Origin of the sequence: Brachyspira aalborgi (genome assembly GCF_008016455.1) — a bacterium.
GTDB classification, from domain to species: Bacteria; Spirochaetota; Brachyspiria; order Brachyspirales; family Brachyspiraceae; genus Brachyspira; species Brachyspira aalborgi.
Window position 1 is genome coordinate 728,616 of record NZ_SAXU01000001.1, and the last position, 15,619, is coordinate 744,234.

Annotated in this window: 14 protein-coding genes; 3 read left to right on the plus strand and 11 right to left on the minus strand. The window is 25.1% G+C overall.

Annotated elements, in window-relative coordinates:
- Window positions 1–2 precede the first annotated feature (2 nt).
- The 9 genes from EPJ79_RS03290 to EPJ79_RS03330 all read right to left on the minus strand — a co-directional run bounded on the left by EPJ79_RS03290 (window position 3) and on the right by EPJ79_RS03330 (window position 9,438).
- Window positions 3–1,817 carry a methyl-accepting chemotaxis protein gene (locus EPJ79_RS03290; RefSeq protein WP_147738429.1) on the minus strand — a complete coding sequence of 605 codons (1,815 nt, stop codon included), beginning with the start codon at window positions 1,815–1,817 and terminating at the stop codon, window positions 3–5.
- 302 nt (window positions 1,818–2,119) lie between these two features.
- Complete coding sequence (locus tag EPJ79_RS03295) at window positions 2,120–2,782, minus strand: hypothetical protein (RefSeq protein ID WP_147529000.1); 663 nt, start codon at window positions 2,780–2,782, stop codon at window positions 2,120–2,122.
- A 128-nt stretch (window positions 2,783–2,910) separates the two neighbouring features.
- Entirely contained in the window at window positions 2,911–5,181 is a 2,271-nt protein-coding gene (locus tag EPJ79_RS03300; RefSeq protein ID WP_147738430.1) for an MMPL family transporter, read from the minus strand.
- On the minus strand, window positions 5,159–5,737 hold the full coding sequence (locus tag EPJ79_RS03305; protein WP_147738431.1) for a LolA family protein: 579 nt from the start codon (window positions 5,735–5,737) through the stop codon (window positions 5,159–5,161). Before EPJ79_RS03305 ends, EPJ79_RS03300 begins: the two co-directional genes overlap by 23 nt.
- 14 nt (window positions 5,738–5,751) lie before the next feature.
- Window positions 5,752–6,732, minus strand: coding sequence for a glycosyl transferase family 2 (locus tag EPJ79_RS03310; RefSeq protein ID WP_147738432.1), 981 nt, complete (start codon window positions 6,730–6,732; stop codon window positions 5,752–5,754).
- Window positions 6,729–7,067, minus strand: coding sequence for an ApeI family dehydratase (locus EPJ79_RS03315; RefSeq protein WP_147738433.1), 339 nt, complete (start codon window positions 7,065–7,067; stop codon window positions 6,729–6,731). Before EPJ79_RS03315 ends, EPJ79_RS03310 begins: the two co-directional genes overlap by 4 nt.
- The gene (locus tag EPJ79_RS03320) at window positions 7,057–8,421 is read right to left on the minus strand and encodes an AMP-binding protein (protein ID WP_147738434.1); all 1,365 of its coding nucleotides are present in this window, start codon (window positions 8,419–8,421) and stop codon (window positions 7,057–7,059) included. The genes EPJ79_RS03315 and EPJ79_RS03320 overlap by 11 nt, the downstream gene beginning before the upstream one ends.
- 16 nt (window positions 8,422–8,437) lie before the next feature.
- Window positions 8,438–8,704: a phosphopantetheine-binding protein gene (locus tag EPJ79_RS03325; protein ID WP_147736088.1), complete on the minus strand. Its 267-nt coding sequence runs from the start codon at window positions 8,702–8,704 to the stop codon at window positions 8,438–8,440.
- A 17-nt stretch (window positions 8,705–8,721) separates the two neighbouring features.
- Window positions 8,722–9,438: a beta-ketoacyl synthase chain length factor gene (locus EPJ79_RS03330; RefSeq protein ID WP_147738435.1), complete on the minus strand. Its 717-nt coding sequence runs from the start codon at window positions 9,436–9,438 to the stop codon at window positions 8,722–8,724.
- A gap of 154 nt (window positions 9,439–9,592) precedes the next feature.
- Here EPJ79_RS03330 and EPJ79_RS03335 point away from each other — a divergent pair, with 154 nt between their 5' ends.
- The 3 genes from EPJ79_RS03335 to EPJ79_RS03345 are packed head-to-tail and all read left to right on the plus strand — an operon-like array spanning window position 9,593 to window position 12,327.
- Window positions 9,593–10,765 carry a beta-ketoacyl synthase N-terminal-like domain-containing protein gene (locus EPJ79_RS03335; RefSeq protein WP_147738436.1) on the plus strand — a complete coding sequence of 391 codons (1,173 nt, stop codon included), beginning with the start codon at window positions 9,593–9,595 and terminating at the stop codon, window positions 10,763–10,765.
- Window positions 10,766–10,768: 3 nt separating this feature from the next.
- Window positions 10,769–11,749: an ApeP family dehydratase gene (locus EPJ79_RS11995; protein ID WP_244289060.1), complete on the plus strand. Its 981-nt coding sequence runs from the start codon at window positions 10,769–10,771 to the stop codon at window positions 11,747–11,749.
- Window positions 11,749–12,327, plus strand: coding sequence for a chromate transporter (locus tag EPJ79_RS03345; RefSeq protein ID WP_147525556.1), 579 nt, complete (start codon window positions 11,749–11,751; stop codon window positions 12,325–12,327). Before EPJ79_RS11995 ends, EPJ79_RS03345 begins: the two co-directional genes overlap by 1 nt.
- Window positions 12,328–12,341: 14 nt before the next feature.
- Here EPJ79_RS03345 and EPJ79_RS03350 read toward each other — a convergent pair whose 3' ends face one another.
- Both EPJ79_RS03350 and EPJ79_RS03355 read right to left on the minus strand, forming a co-directional pair.
- The gene (locus EPJ79_RS03350; protein WP_147738437.1) at window positions 12,342–13,916 is read right to left on the minus strand and encodes an alginate O-acetyltransferase AlgX-related protein; all 1,575 of its coding nucleotides are present in this window, start codon (window positions 13,914–13,916) and stop codon (window positions 12,342–12,344) included.
- A 13-nt stretch (window positions 13,917–13,929) separates the two neighbouring features.
- Window positions 13,930–15,342, minus strand: a complete 1,413-nt coding sequence (locus tag EPJ79_RS03355) for an MBOAT family O-acyltransferase (protein WP_147738438.1) — start codon at window positions 15,340–15,342, stop codon at window positions 13,930–13,932.
- Between the last annotated feature and the right edge of the window lie 277 nt (window positions 15,343–15,619).

Here is a 15,619-nt window from a genome sequence, read left to right on the forward strand (position 1 = left end):
AGTTAATTGAAATTAAAATAAGAAACTTCATTAACTATATTTTTCGATTTATCTAAAACATTTTTGCTCGCGTTAGCTCCGTCTTCAGCTATTTTAGAATTTTCTTGAGTAATATTATTTAATTCTACTACGGCGGCGTTAATTTGAGATATGCTGTCTTCTTCGTTTATTATAGCGTTAGAAATATCTATTAATAATTTTAATACATCATTAACCGAATTTTCAATTTGATTAAGAGTATATGAAGACGCTTTAACCGATATTTTTCCATTATCTATTTTTCGTATTGTCTCTTCTACTATTCCAGAAATATCTTTTGCAGCGTTTCCTACATTAAGCGCCAAATTTCTAACTTCGGAAGCTACTACGGCAAAACCTTTTCCTTGCTCTCCAGCGCGCGCAGCTTCAACGGACGCGTTTAATGCAAGAATATTTGTTTGCAAAGCTATTGATTCTATAGTATTTGTTATTTCGGATATTTTTTTACTCGCTTCGGATATTTCATTCATATTTTCGGAAGTATTATTTATAGCGTCTACTCCGTTTTTTGTGGCGTTAGAAACATTTTCGCTCATACTTTTTGCATTGCTCGCATTTTTAGCGGTTTCACGCAAAGAAGATAATACAAATTCTACGGAACTTGCCAACTCTTCAAGAGAACTTGCTTGAGAGTTTGCTCTGTCGGATAAATTAACGCTTCCGTTTGTAATAATATTAACAGAATCGTTAATTCCGTTGATTTCTTTTTTCATTGAATAAATTATATCGCCTAATTTATTTTGCATACTATTAAGCGCTCTCATAACATCGCCCATTTGGTCTTTTTTATTTAATTCTTTATCCTTAAAAGAAATATTGAAATTTCCTTTAGACATTGATTCTATAATTTTAATAGTATTTTCTAAAGTAGAAGAAATAGGTTTTGCGACTATAAGAACAAGACATAATTCTATGCTTGATAAAACTATCAATACGGCAATAAGAACAATCATTAAACTTATTAAAGATTTTTTTAAATCGTTTGTCGGCGTAGATACTATCAATATATACGGCATACTTTTAGCCGAAACGGATATATAAGCTTTATCTTTTTCTACCCAACCATAATTAGAATTATTTAGAATATTATCTTTATGTTTCGATATGATAGAATCGTCAAAAATATTTTGCTTTAAAATATAAGATTTATTAGAACTGTGAAGATATAATCCGCTATGATTTATTATATTCAATTCATAGTCTTTAATAATTTCTAAATCTTCTACAATTTTTGAAAATAATATATCGACTCCCACTACTCCCAATAAATTTTCGTTATCATAAATAGCCTTTGAAAAAGTTATTACTATCGGATTGCTCGGGTCTATAATATCTAAATAAGGTTCGGATACTGCTATATTATCTTTTGATTTTAAAGCTTCTTTATACCAGCCTCTTGAAGTTTGGTCATAATCTGCAGCCAATTTGCCAACAGTATTTAGCATATATCCGCCGTCTTTATAAGGAATTCTTCCTCCATAATATATATTCATTATATCTTTATCGTTATCTACAATATTTGAAAATATATTTTTCAATTTATTTGTATCGGTTTCTTTTTCTAAATACGAACAGAATATATTTACTTTTCCGTAAAGAGATAAAATTCTATTTTCTAATATTACAGTTAAATTATTTATATTAGATTCTTCGGCTTTTAAAAATCTTTTTTCGTATTGTGGAAAATACAAAATATAAACCATAATGCAAATAGCAAACATTGAAATTATATAAGGAATTAGAAATTTGAGAACTAAACTATTTTTTCTTTTTTTCATTTATTTTACTCCATTTTTTCGTATAATTTATATTAACTTTAAAACCTTATTATAGTAATATTTACTTACGAATAATACATTAATTATAGAAAATAGTAAACAAATTTTTATATTAAATTTATACTTACTTTTTTATGTAAAAAGGTAGATAAAAATTCTCTGTTATTTTTTATATAAAGAAGTTAATTCTAAAATAAAATCATAATTTAAAAAGAATTAATTAATATCATTTTACAAATAAATTAAACAAAAAGAATTTTTGCAAAAATAAAAAATATTAATCAAAAATTAAAATAAATATATTACAATCCAAATAACTCGCTAACAATCGGATAAGGAACTGTATCCGCCACATTATTTTTAAGATGTTGAACAAGCATTTCCGTATCCTCGTCAACATTTTCGTAAATAGATTTATCGACATGCTGAAATTTGCTCAATTCCAATTCGGTTATTTTAACAAATCTATCGACATAAATATAACTAACTTGGTCCATATAAGTTATAACCAAAAATTTTACATTATTAAAATCATGCAAATAATAACTAACAGAATCTTCATCGTCATCGGTTTTATTAACTTTATATATTTTATAATTTTTTATTCTATTAACAAAATCGCTTATATAATTATTGAGTGAATAAATATTTGTAAGCAATGTAATTTTGCTGTCGTTATTATAATCGTAAATATACTCGGATATTTTATTTATATTATCTTGATTTATTTTACAATAAAAACTCGTATATTTATCGTTATTATATAAATCAATATCTTTAGCGATAGTAAAACTAACTCCAAATGACGATTCCAATTTTTTAAGATAATCCATTAATTTATCGGTATCGGATTGATAAGCGGTTAATATTAAATAATTATCTCCGCCTTGAAGTTCATTTTTTGATTTTAATACATCGACTTTTCCTAATGTCGAAGAAATCTTTAAAATATTGTTATCTTCCATAATATAACTCCTAATTTAATTTTTTATTTTGCTCATTAAAACATCTATAATATATATTAAGTATAATCAATAAATATCAATCTGTCAAGCGTTTTAACTTAAAAATTATAACTAAATAAATATAAATCTTAATCAATTATATCGTTAATTTTTAAAAGAACGGGCGATAATAAAAACGAAACCAATATTCCAATAAATAAAAATAATCCGAAAGATTTAACGGGAATAAATCCGCTGAAAGATAAAGTTCCGAAAGATAAAGCTGTCGTAATCATAGATAAAAATATCGCAAGAAATGTAACTTCTTTTTTTGCTTTGCTTTTTGAAAAGAAAATGCAATAATCAATAGATATTCCAATCGAAAGTATAAGTGCGAATACGGAAAATATATTTACGCTTAAATTAAATATCGAATGGACGCTTAAATTTACGAAAATTGAAATTATTTGAATTATCATTATCGCAACCGCATGTTTTTTACTCAAGAAAATTATCATAAAGAAAAATATTATCACATAAGCGATTAGCGCGGTTTTTATAGCCGTTCTTGCGGTTTTATCCAAAGCCTCGTTTATTTCTGCATTTATATTAAAAATTTTTATGTTTTCGTTTTCTATAATTTTCGTTTCGATTTCGTCCGTTGTGGAAATTATAAAATATTTATCGTTATTTTTTAGAATAAGTTTTTTCAATTCGCTCATATTTTCAATTAAATCTCCAATATTTAGAATTTTGTTTTTATTATTTTCAAATTTCGATTTTATTTTATTATAAGTTTCGTTATCAAGACCTAAATCTTCAATCTGTTTTTTTAACAAAGGCATCAAATTATTTTCGACAAGTTTTATATTTTCTTTCTGCCTATTTTTAGAATAAAAAACTTTGGATATAGCCGTATAATTAGTAAAATAATTTTCTAATAATTCTTCGTTTTCTAAAGCATCTTCTAAAGTATCTCCTCTCGATATAATTATATTTTTAGAAATTGAATAATCTAATCTTTTATAAATTTCCGTTTCGCTATTTATAAGAAAATTCGGAGGATTATAAAGTTGGTTTGAAGAAAAATTAACTTTTAATTTTGGAATACTTATAATTGAAATTAAAATAACAAATATTGTTAAAAATATTAAATATTTTTTATTAAAAAAGTTAATATAACCTTTCAATATATTTTTACTTTTATTTAAAATACCATCTCTTAAAATACTATTATCGTTTTTAAAAATAAAAGAATACAAAGCTATTACGGTTAAAAAAGAACTTGTAAGTCCGAATATTGAAAATAAAGCCGTTTGTTTCAAAAGAGAAAGCGAAGTTAAAAATAAAGCAAAATAACTTGCAATTGTAGTTATAAAACTTAAACTCATACTCGGCAATATTTTTTTTAAAACCTCTTTTTTATCTTTTTCATTATACCATTCAGTTATAAAATGAATCGAATAATCAAGCGATATTCCAATTAAACTTGTCCCAAAAACGAAAGTAAATATATGAATAGAATCGAATAATATAGAAAGCAAAAAGAACGAAGTTAACACGGATAAAGATATTGAAATCATAGAAATTATATAAGGCTTTATAGATTTAAATATAAATAAAAATATTAAACATATAATAATAATAGAAATTAAAGATATTATGGTTATTTCTTTTTGAGCCGATTTCTGACTATAATACGCATGAATTGGCACTCCCGAAATATATATTTTTACTTTTTTATTTTCTTCTATATTTTTTAAATGCGAAGTTAATTCGTCAAAAAAAATCATATTTCCATTTTCAATTTTTTTAGGAATTTCTATATTTAATAGAATATTAAATTTTCCTTTGTAATTTAAAAAATTAATTTCGTCTCTAGTTTCAAAATTATTATTATTTTTAAGAATCTCCATTAATTTTGAATTTAAAACAAAAAAAGGGTCATCTTCAATATTATCTACTATGTGAATAAAAAAAGGCGAATAAAAATTTGCTATGCCGTTTTCTGCGACTTTATAGCCTTCGTTAATTAAAAGTAAATTTCTTATTTCTTTTGATATGAGTTGATATTTATATTTTATAATTGTTTCCAAAATATCGTCATAATTTTTAGAGCGCAAATTAACTATAATATTTTTATCTTTTTCTTTTATATAATTTTCTATTTCTATAGCGGAATTTTTAGCAGTTTCAAAATTTTCGCTTTCTACAAAAATTTTAATTTCGCTCGAATTTTGTATAAAAAAAGTTTCTATGCTCTCTTGAAAATCTTCGCTTTCTGCAAATCTTGGAGCTATCGATAAAAAATTTGTGTCTATTTTAGCTCTGCAATCGAATCTAAATAAAAATATTAAAATAACGGATAAATGAAAAATTAGCCATAGTAGAACTTTTTTATTCAAAATATTTTTTTTCATTATCGCCTATCTCGTTTTCTATTTGCAAATTTTTCATTATATATTCGATATGTCCTTTTTTATTAAATATTTTTATTCTTTCAATATAGCCTTCTTTGGATATTTCAATTTCTATTTTATTCAATATTTTTTTCAAATCGTCATTTTTCGGAGTATAAATTATATTTTTGTTTTCGTCTTCGCTTTCAATAAAATAATCTTTAAGAGAGATTTCATCGTAAGTAAAAATTGATTTTATTATATTTGCAATTTGAGAAAAAATGGCGTTGCTTGAATCCGATATTATTTTTTTATCTCCGTTTGGAAGTATTTGAGCTATATTTTTTTCTTCCATTACGGTTATCGACTCTTTAGGTTTTTTCGTAATCCAACAAATTCCATATCCGTTCGCTATAAAAAAATCTCCCGAAGAGACAAAAAATTTATTATTACGATTAAAATATACTATTTGTTTATAATTTCCTTTTAATAGTTTAGCGTTTTTATATTCGCTTTTAATTTGCGCCGTTAATAATATTGACGATAAAAAATATATTAAAATAAAAATTTTTCTCATAATATTTAATTTTCCTAATTTTCTTTATTCCAAAAATAATACATATTATACCATTGATAAGGATATTTTATAACCATTTCCTCGATTATTTTAACAAATTCTTTTGTAAGTTCAAGAGATATTCTATTTTTATTATCTTTCGTTAATTTTTTATTTTGAATATCAGACAAAACTTTAGATTCATAAATATAAAAATCGTATCTTTTCGGAATAATTTTATCTTTTTCTCTTAAAGCGAAAAAATAATAAGTCGGATACTTAAGCAAAACGGGAATCAAAAAAGCGCCATAAGGAAAAGGAGCTTCATCTCCCAAAAAATTAATCAAATTAAATTTGTCGCTCTTGCTTGAAGTTCTGTCTCCCGCTATCGCTATTATCTCTCCGTTATTTAATTTCGATTCCATCGCTATTATAGTATCCGCTCCAATATTGGAAGCGTCTATAAAATTCACAAAATTATTTTTATTATTTTTTGCAAACGCCATTAAAATATTTATATTTTTATTTAGCTTAAAATCTATTATTATATTTATCTTGCAATTTTTTATCGGATTGCCTTCGCTTATGACGGCTAAAGCTCTTAAAAGTTCTATATTTCCAACATGAGCGAACAATATTATCATTCCTTTTTTAGACTTAAGCAAATCTATAACCTTATTATAATTTTCTTTTGTTTGTAAAATTAAATCTTTTAATGGAATATCTCCGTTCCAAGCGGCGTATTTTTCGCATATTGAAATTATAAAAGAAAGCAAATGTTTATAAGAATGAAAAATATTAGATTTTACTTTTTTATTATATTTTGAAATTCTTTTTAAAAAATCTCTCGAAGCTTTTATTCTTCCGCTAATAAAACAGTAAATAAAATACATAAAACTCACGGGAAATATTAAATAAATTATCATTAAACTTCTGCCGAATATTTTATAAACGGCTATCGACAAAAATATTTTCCAATTATTGCCTATTTCTTTTCCTTCGCTCCAATGTTTCATAATAATGTAATATTCGCTCTGCCTTCGGAGTATTTTTTATCGTTATCGTATATTTTAAAAGTTAAAGAATCGTTTAAATAATGCCCTTCTATATCGACTTTTGTATTCGGATATATCATATTCGTAAATTTAACTTTCGATAATTTATTAACCTTAAAATCTATATTAAAAATTTCTTTTGCCATATCGACTGCTATTTTAATTTGAGCTATTGCGGGAAACAGTTTAAAATTTTCAAAATGTCCGTCAAAGAAAGGCGAATCTTTAGATATAAAAACTTCCGCTATAAATATATTATCTTTTTTATGTTTCAAATTATAATTTTTAGAATTCATTTGCCTCTTCAAAACCTTCCATAATTTCATCAAGCTTTTTTCTCTCTATTTTACCTAATTCGTTTCTTGGTATTCTTTCTATAAAATAAATCTTTTTAGGAATTACAATTTTCTCAAAATAACCTTTCAAATAATCTTTAATATATTTTCTCATATTATCTTTATTGGCGTTTGCATCTTTAAGAACTATAAAAGAAGCCGCATATTCTCTTTTGTCCGATTTGCAATATATAGTATAACTGTCTATAAAATTTTTATCTTGAAGTATTTGTCTATCTATTTGTTGAACGCTTATTCTCTTTCCTTCAATTTTAACTATAGAATCTTCTCTTCCCAAAAGCTCAAATTCGTTTTCGTTTTTCATGTCAACCACATCGCCGACATGCACCCAAAATCCTTCTCCCGTATAACCCGAAGAGCAGAATAAACTTCCGTTTTCATTAACTTTAAGTTTAACGATTTTTAATCTCGTCCATAAATCTTTTTCGCTTTTCTTTCTGTAAGCCATTCCGCCTCCTTCGGTGCTTCCGTAAATTTCTATAGCGTCAGTATTAAAAGTTTCTATACATAAATCGCTTGTCTCTTTATCTAAAGCTCCCGTAGAAGAAAATACATACCATTTTGATTTTATTTTTAACGAAGATTTGTCTATTCTTTTTAAAAATGCTGGATTCGTTATAAAAGTAATCTCTTTATATTCTTCAAAATTATTTAAAGTTTCCAAATAATTTATTCTATTGTCCAAAAATTTTAATTCTAAAATATAAGGAACTAAAAAATCAAAAACGAAACCGTAGCTATGATAATGTGGAACGCTATAAGCAAAAATAGAATCTTTTAAATTTTCTCCAAACTCCCCTATTATTTTCAAAGCTTCCGCTTCAAATTGTTTTAATGTTTTTTCAATGAGTTTAGGAAATCCCGTAAATCCCGAAGTATAAAAATTTATATTCATATTTTCGTCTATTTTATTCGACTTCAAAAATTCAATCCATTTTTCATCATGCTCTTTTTCAAATATATCTTTTAATGAAATATTTGATTTTTCATCGTCAGATATATAAATCATAGAATCGTTTATTATGCTTTCGACATATTTCGGACTATTGTTATTAAGCGCATTGACTTTCTTTTTTAGCAAAAGCGCCGAAGACAAAACTACTATAAAATAATAAGCGTTATCTATAAAAATTGTAATCGTATCTTTTTCTAATTTAGAAATATACTCCAAACATTTTGCGATATCGATTATAAAATTTTTATAACTTATATTATATTTATTTTCCTTATTAATTAAAAAAATCTCTTCGGAATCTTTCAACGAATAAAAATTTGTTTCGCTTAATTTTCTCATAAATATAGTTTCCCGTTTAATCTTCTTTTTTAGAATTCTCTCTTATATATTTTGCCAAAGCGTTTACAGAGTAGAAATGCTTTTTATTATTTTCTTCAATATCGGAAAAAGTTATTCCAAAATGTTTTCTAACGGCGACTCCAATCTCCAAAGCGTCTATAGAATCTAATCCAAGCTCTTCTCCAAATAAAGGCGTATCGTTGTCAATATCGTCTATAGTCATTCCTTCAAGATTCGCAACCTCAATAATTATTTTCTTAATTTCGTTTTCAAGATTTTCCATTTTAATTCTCCGTAATTTTATTTAATTTTATTTAATTCTATTTTTCCCAATTTTAAATTAGTTTTATCTTTTAAAGAAATAAATTTTATAAAATCAATTATAGAATTTTCGTCTTTCTTCTCTTCGCCGTCTATTATTTTAATATTTATATCGCTTTCGTTTTTATCAGCCGATATAATAAAAGAAAATGCAAAAGAATAATTTTTATCTTTCGATATTTCTTCATAACTTTCGGGAAGTTTTTCATCCGCTATAATTAGAAGCGCTTTATTAGAATTTGAATTTTTTAGAAAAGCTATAGCCTGCAAAAGAATCGTATCTAAAAAATTATCGTAGCATGTTATAGCGATAGCTCTCGCGTTATTTTTATAAAATATCGTAAGTTGCGCTATAGCCGTATTAAAAACCGAATAACTAAATACCGCAGGCGAAGTTTCATGCTCGGTTACTATTTTTTTAGACATATTATATTGTCGATTTATCTCGCCATATTTCGAAACAAAGAAAATTGGAATTTGTTCGTTTTCTTTTATAAGATTTTTAACCGATTCAAAAACATATTTAGTTATTTGGCTGAATCTTCTTCGCTGCGCTATTGATATAAAATCCAAATCGGGAATCGCATCTCCGTAAGTTATATTAATATTTTCGTTTAATTTGTTTAATATATATTCTTTATTCATATTTGGAGAAAAGAAATCCCAATCCAAAACTTTAAAATTTAAATTTGACATATACAAAATTTAATATTATTATTTGATAACTTTATTATAAATTATTTTTTAAATAAAGTCAAGTATTAAAAATCAATTTCTGAAAATTGAAAAAGAAATTAAAATATTATATAATAAAACTATTATTTTATGTATTATAATTTAAGGCTTTAATATGAATAATCTTTTACTCGATTTTGGCGTTATAAATTCAATTTCCAAAAATAAAGAAGAATTATATAATAATTACTTTCTAAATATTCCAAACGGATTAAAAGAAAATTTGGAATATAATAAAAAATTTTATCTTGGAAAAATTGAAAATAATTTTTTTGATTTTGAATTAGAAAATCCTTATAATAATAAAATAAATAAAATGGCTTTGCATTCGGTTAATCAATTAAAACCTATTATAGACGAAGCCAAAAAAATATACGGAAAAAACAGAATCGGAGTAATTGTCGGAACTTGCGAAAACGGAAGCGATGAAACGAAAGATTTTATATTAAATGGTTCGGTAATAGAAGAAAAAAGAATTTTAATAATGCAAAGTTTAAATATATGTTGCGATTTTATTAAAAAATATTTTGATGTTAACGGAATTTCTTTTACAATATCTACAGCTTGCACTTCTAGTGCTAACGCTATAATATCGGCTGACGAACTTATAAAAAGCGATATAATCGATGTAGCCATAGTCGGCGGAGCGGATGTAGTAACCGATACTGTGGTTTACGGTTTCGATTCTTTAGATATAGTCGATTATAATAAAATTAACTCTTTTTCAAAAAATAGAAAAGGAATAAATTTGGGAGAAGGAGCGGCTTTTTTTATTTTGGCTAAAGAAAATTTTATCGATAGTAAAGACGCCGTTATATTAAAAGGTTATGAAAGCAATTCGGATTCTCATCATATTACGAGTCCAGACACGGAAGCAAAATCTACTTCAAAATGCATAAACAACGCTTTGAAAAAATCAAATCTAAAAATAGACGATATAGATTATATAAATCTGCATGGAACGGGAACAATTTTAAACGATATAATGGAAAGCGAAACTATTAATAAAGTCGGCGCTGAAAATATTTATTGCAGTTCAAGTAAAACCGCATTCGGACATACGATTGGAGCGGCGGGTTCAATGGAGCTTGGGGTTTGTTATTTGGCTTTATCTGGCGTTAATAAAGATAAAATAATTCCAAGACATTTTTATGACGGAGAATACGATAATAATTTGAAAAAAATAAATTTAGCCACAGAAAAAATATACGCAGAAAAATTAAATAATTGTATGAGCGTTTCTTTCGGATTCGGCGGAAGCAATACTTGTTTGATAATAGGAAAATAAATTATGAAATACGAATTAAAAATTCCGCATAAAAATAAAATGCTTTTAATAGACGGAATTGAAAATATAGATTTTGAAAATAAAACTATAATTACTTTTGCTACTATAAAAGAAGAAAATATTTTTTACGAAACTGACGGAATTCCAAGTTATATATTTATAGAATATGTAGCTCAAAGTTGCGCCGCTTATAATTCGCATATTCAAAACGGCAAAACTAAAAAAATAGGATTTATTTTAAATATAAAAAGCGCAAATTGTTATAAAGAAAAAGTTAAAGCTGGAGAGACAATTTATATAAAGGCGAAAGAAACTTTAAGAGATTCTAATATCGCCTATTTTGACGGAGAAGTTTATTATTATAATAACGATAAAATAATGGACTGTTCTATTATGGTTATGGAAACGGAAAAAAGCGAAAATAAGAAAGCGTCTTTTTTAACTATGTTTATATCTTTCTTTTATATAGGATTGGTCACGATAGGCGGAGGTTTAGCTATGCTTCCGATAATGGAAGAAGAATTTGTAAATAAAAGAAAATTTTTAACTAAATCGGAAATAATCGATGTTTTTGCATTAGCTCAAAGTATTCCTGGAGTTATCGCTGTTAATACTTCTTTAATAACGGGATTTAAAATTGCAGGAATATTGGGAGGAATTATGGCGGGAATTGGAGTAATGATGCCTTCGTTTATAATAATACTTATAATAGCGCCGATATTTGAAAGATTTCAGAATTTAGAATATGTCAATAAAGCTTTTTTGGGAATTAAAGGAGCGATAGCGGGATTAATATTACTTTCGGCTTACGGAATGGGAAAGGAAATTTTAAAAAATAAATTTACCGCTATACTTTTTATATTTAGTTTTATTCTTGTAGTATTTTTGAAATTTAATGTTATTTATACGCTTTTACTTTCGGGTTTAATCGGTTGGATTTATTATTTAATAAATAAAAATATAAAAAATAAAAAGGATTTATAATGATTTATTTCAGATTATTTTATGTATTCGCAAAATTGGGACTTTTCACTTACGGCGGAGGCTACGCTATAATTGCGCTTTTATTAGGAATATTGGAAAATTACGGTTGGATAAGCGCATCGGAATTTTCAAAATTAGTGGCAATCTCTCAAATAACTCCAGGTCCGATAGCGATTAATTCGGCGACTTTCGTGGGTTATAGAGTGGCGGGAATTTTAGGCTCTTTCTTTGCGACATTAGGAATATTTGTCCCTGCATTTTTTATAACTATGATAGTATCTAATTTTTTTTACAAAATAAAAGACAATGAACAATTTAACGCAATAATGAACGCTTTGAGAGTTTGCGCGGTCGCTTTGATAGCTTCTGCCGTAATCACATTTTCAAAAGACGCTTTTTTTGTAAAACTCACGGAAACCTCGATATTAAGAAATATAGATTTTATTCAAAATATTTTTAAGTATATAAGCCCGATTGGAATTTTTATTTTCGCTTTGTCGATATTTTTGAAAATTAAAAAAGTTCCCGTAATAGCGATAATATTAATTTCCGCTGTTTTGGGGATTGTTTTATACTGAATTTTTAATATGACTTAATCTTCATTAATCCCCTCAATCTTATAATTCGGCATAACATTTAAAATTCTTCCTTTCAAATCCCATTCAACTAATTGAAAAACTACTATATCTGGGTTATATTCCGTTATATTTTCATTTTTGAAAGTGTCTATATGAATAAATTCGCTTTGCTTGAATTCCATAGCTATATAATCATACATATTCATTGCATATGAATCTCTTATTATCATAATATTATTTTCATTCTTACATGACTTTGAATTATAAGAAAAATTAGTTTCTGAAATATAATAATTTGTTTCATAATTTTTTATAATATAATTTGATATAATATAAGTTTTATCATCGTTATAATATTTTAATCCGCTTAGAGACAACGAATAAGCTATATCGTTATAATTATATATATCAAAATTATATCTTTCATTACCATTCAAACTTTTTATATTAACATTATCAATATTATCAACATAAATATTTAGTGATTTCATTAATTCACTATAGCCAATATATGCTCCAAGATTATTCCAATGATAATCATATTTATAATATAATTGATATTTATCTTTATACTTCAATAATTCCTCTTTAGGATAAACTACTTTTATATCTTTTTTCATATATTCTACAAATATATCAGTATCATTTTTTGTAGATTTTCTTTTAATATAGTCGGGCATATATTCAGAGTATATAAATCGTTTATTGGGACATACCATTAATATAAAATCAATATTTTTCTTTTTAAGTTCGTCCCTAAAATGAATTAAATTATTCTTTGCTATTTCTAATTCTTCTTTCGTAAAATAATATCTTTCTATTCCCATATATTTTCCAATTGAATTTACATTTTTAAGAAATAACCATTTAGCTTTGCCTAATAAAACTCTATCCGATATAATATTCTTAAATACAAATATATCATTTAAATTTTTAAGTTTAACTAATTCGTTTCTAAACGGCAAATAATCGTTAAAATATTCTTCATACTTTTTAGGATATTCGTTTATATTAGTTAAAACTAAAATCGGCTTGCTTGCTAAAGTTCTATTCTCATAATTAATATGGTCAAAATTTTTGTAAAATATTCTATAAATAATATTTGGCATTATTAAGAAACATAAAAATAAAATAGATATTAAAATATACATATTTTTTAGTTTAATAAATAATTGTAATAATTCAAATTTTATAAAATCAAATAATATTATAAAATCTACTATTATTACAACAAATATAATTAAACTATTTTTTAATCTCAAAATATATTTAATATTATCAATTTTTTCTTCTTTAATTATTTTATCCGAAATTATTATTCCAAAAGGACTGCCCAATTCTTTCATTTTTATCTCTTTAATATATTCGGGCAAACTATTTGTAATTAAATAAACTCCGTAAATATCGCTATTTCTAAATACTTTATCATAATATCCTATTCTAAAATTATAAATATAATTAGATTTGCTTCTTTCAATCATTCCAAAATCGCTTAAATACCCTACTCGCTCCTTGCTTCCTAATATATGAAGAGTAATTAAAGTCGCTAATAATAAAAATGATAAACCTAAATAAATTATTTTTCTCATAAATCAACCTCGATTAAAATCTAAAATAAATAAAAGGGTTATAAGTGCCGTTCACTAAATACATAATACAAATAAATAATAAGATAAATTGAATCACGCTTTCAAGTATATAAACCTTGTTTGAAAATGTAGCTTCTCTAACTTTTGGAAATATGCTTTGAAATAATCCGCTAAATAAAATGCCAAATATGAAACAGACAAAAGTTTGAGGATAAAAGAAATAACGGACTGTATAAATACTTTCTTTATAACTAAACATTAATTTATATAATTCAAATGCATGTTTTAAATCATCTGCTCTAAATAAAACCCAACCAATTACAAATACAAAGATTACATAAATATGATTGATAAACTTTAATTTATTCTTTTCTAATAATTTGCCTAAAAATATTCTTTCGATTACCAAAAAGAAACCATGAAATAATCCCCATAAAATAAAATTATAACTCGCTCCATGCCATAAACCTGTGGCAAAGAAAACTATTAAAAGATTTATATATGCGAATAATTTTCTTTTTCTATTTCCTCCAAGCGGAATATATAAATATTCTTTAAACCAAGTCGATAAAGATATATGCCAGCGTCTCCAAAACTCTTTTATAGATTTCGATATATAAGGATAATTAAAATTCTCTAAAAAATTAAATCCGAACATTTTACCCAAACCGATAGCCATATCCGAATAACCCGAAAAATCATAATATATTTGAAGAGTATATAAAACAGAGGCGCACCATACTAAAGCCGTGCCTAATTCATCTGTAGGTTGTTTCAATATTTCATCGCAAGATAATGCAAACATATTTGCCAAAATTACTTTTTTAGATAAACCGTAAATAAATCTTTTAATTCCGTAAAAAATATTTTCTAAACTCTCATTTCTATTTAATATTTGATTTTCAATATCATGATACTTCACTATAGGACCAGCTATAAGTTGAGGAAAAAATGAAATATATAAAGCCAAATTAAATATATTTTTCTGCGCTTTATTATGTCCTCTATAAACATCGATAACATAAGATAAAGCCTGAAAAGTATAAAAAGATATTCCTATTGGCAAAACTATATTTGTTAATTCTATTATTTTATTTTGAGATAAAGAATTTATAATTGAAATAATAAAATTCGTATATTTGAAATATCCTAATATTGATAAATTTATTATAATGCATAAAGCCAAATATATTTTTTTATTTTTTAAATTATTATCTTCTATCGCTTTATCTATAAGTAATGCGAAAATATAATTTATGATTATTGAAGAGAGCATTATTAAACTATAGCTAACTCCTCCCCAAGCGTAAAATATTATACTCGATATTAAAAGCAAAATATTTTTAAATCTCTTATCGATTAAATAGTATGAACAAAATACTAACGGAAGAAAAAGCCAAAGAAATATCATAGAGCTAAATAACATAATAACCCCGCGATATTTAACTTAAATGAAAAAATGCAATGACAAAATCCCTTTTTACAATAAAGGGAAAATAATAAAAAATTAAGAATATACCTATATGTATTGTATTGTATTGTATTGTATTGTATTGTATTGTATTGTATTGCGCATAAATTTTCTACTAATTTTTAATTTGATTAATTATAACATATTTAATAAAAATGTCAATAATAATTATAATATTAATTTCGGTAGTTTTTGGAATTATTCTTTATTATTAAACAATAATTAAAAAAAT

Excerpts from the sequence above, each read along its gene's own strand:
- EPJ79_RS11995 (WP_244289060.1), top strand. The coding sequence starts at position 10,769 with ATGAAATACGAATTAAAAATTCCGCATAAAAATAAAATGCTTTTAATA.
- EPJ79_RS03295 (WP_147529000.1), bottom strand. The coding sequence starts at position 2,782 with ATGGAAGATAACAATATTTTAAAGATTTCTTCGACATTAGGAAAAGTC.
- EPJ79_RS03290 (WP_147738429.1), bottom strand. The coding sequence starts at position 1,817 with ATGAAAAAAAGAAAAAATAGTTTAGTTCTCAAATTTCTAATTCCTTAT.
- EPJ79_RS03325 (WP_147736088.1), bottom strand. The coding sequence starts at position 8,704 with ATGGAAAATCTTGAAAACGAAATTAAGAAAATAATTATTGAGGTTGCG.
- EPJ79_RS03310 (WP_147738432.1), bottom strand. The coding sequence starts at position 6,732 with ATGAAACATTGGAGCGAAGGAAAAGAAATAGGCAATAATTGGAAAATA.
- EPJ79_RS03305 (WP_147738431.1), bottom strand. The coding sequence starts at position 5,737 with ATGAGAAAAATTTTTATTTTAATATATTTTTTATCGTCAATATTATTA.
- EPJ79_RS03300 (WP_147738430.1), bottom strand. The coding sequence starts at position 5,181 with ATGAAAAAAAATATTTTGAATAAAAAAGTTCTACTATGGCTAATTTTT.
- EPJ79_RS03315 (WP_147738433.1), bottom strand. The coding sequence starts at position 7,067 with ATGAATTCTAAAAATTATAATTTGAAACATAAAAAAGATAATATATTT.
- EPJ79_RS03345 (WP_147525556.1), top strand. The coding sequence starts at position 11,749 with ATGATTTATTTCAGATTATTTTATGTATTCGCAAAATTGGGACTTTTC.
- EPJ79_RS03355 (WP_147738438.1), bottom strand. The coding sequence starts at position 15,342 with ATGTTATTTAGCTCTATGATATTTCTTTGGCTTTTTCTTCCGTTAGTA.
- EPJ79_RS03350 (WP_147738437.1), bottom strand. The coding sequence starts at position 13,916 with ATGAGAAAAATAATTTATTTAGGTTTATCATTTTTATTATTAGCGACT.
- EPJ79_RS03335 (WP_147738436.1), top strand. The coding sequence starts at position 9,593 with ATGAATAATCTTTTACTCGATTTTGGCGTTATAAATTCAATTTCCAAA.
- EPJ79_RS03330 (WP_147738435.1), bottom strand. The coding sequence starts at position 9,438 with ATGTCAAATTTAAATTTTAAAGTTTTGGATTGGGATTTCTTTTCTCCA.
- EPJ79_RS03320 (WP_147738434.1), bottom strand. The coding sequence starts at position 8,421 with ATGAGAAAATTAAGCGAAACAAATTTTTATTCGTTGAAAGATTCCGAA.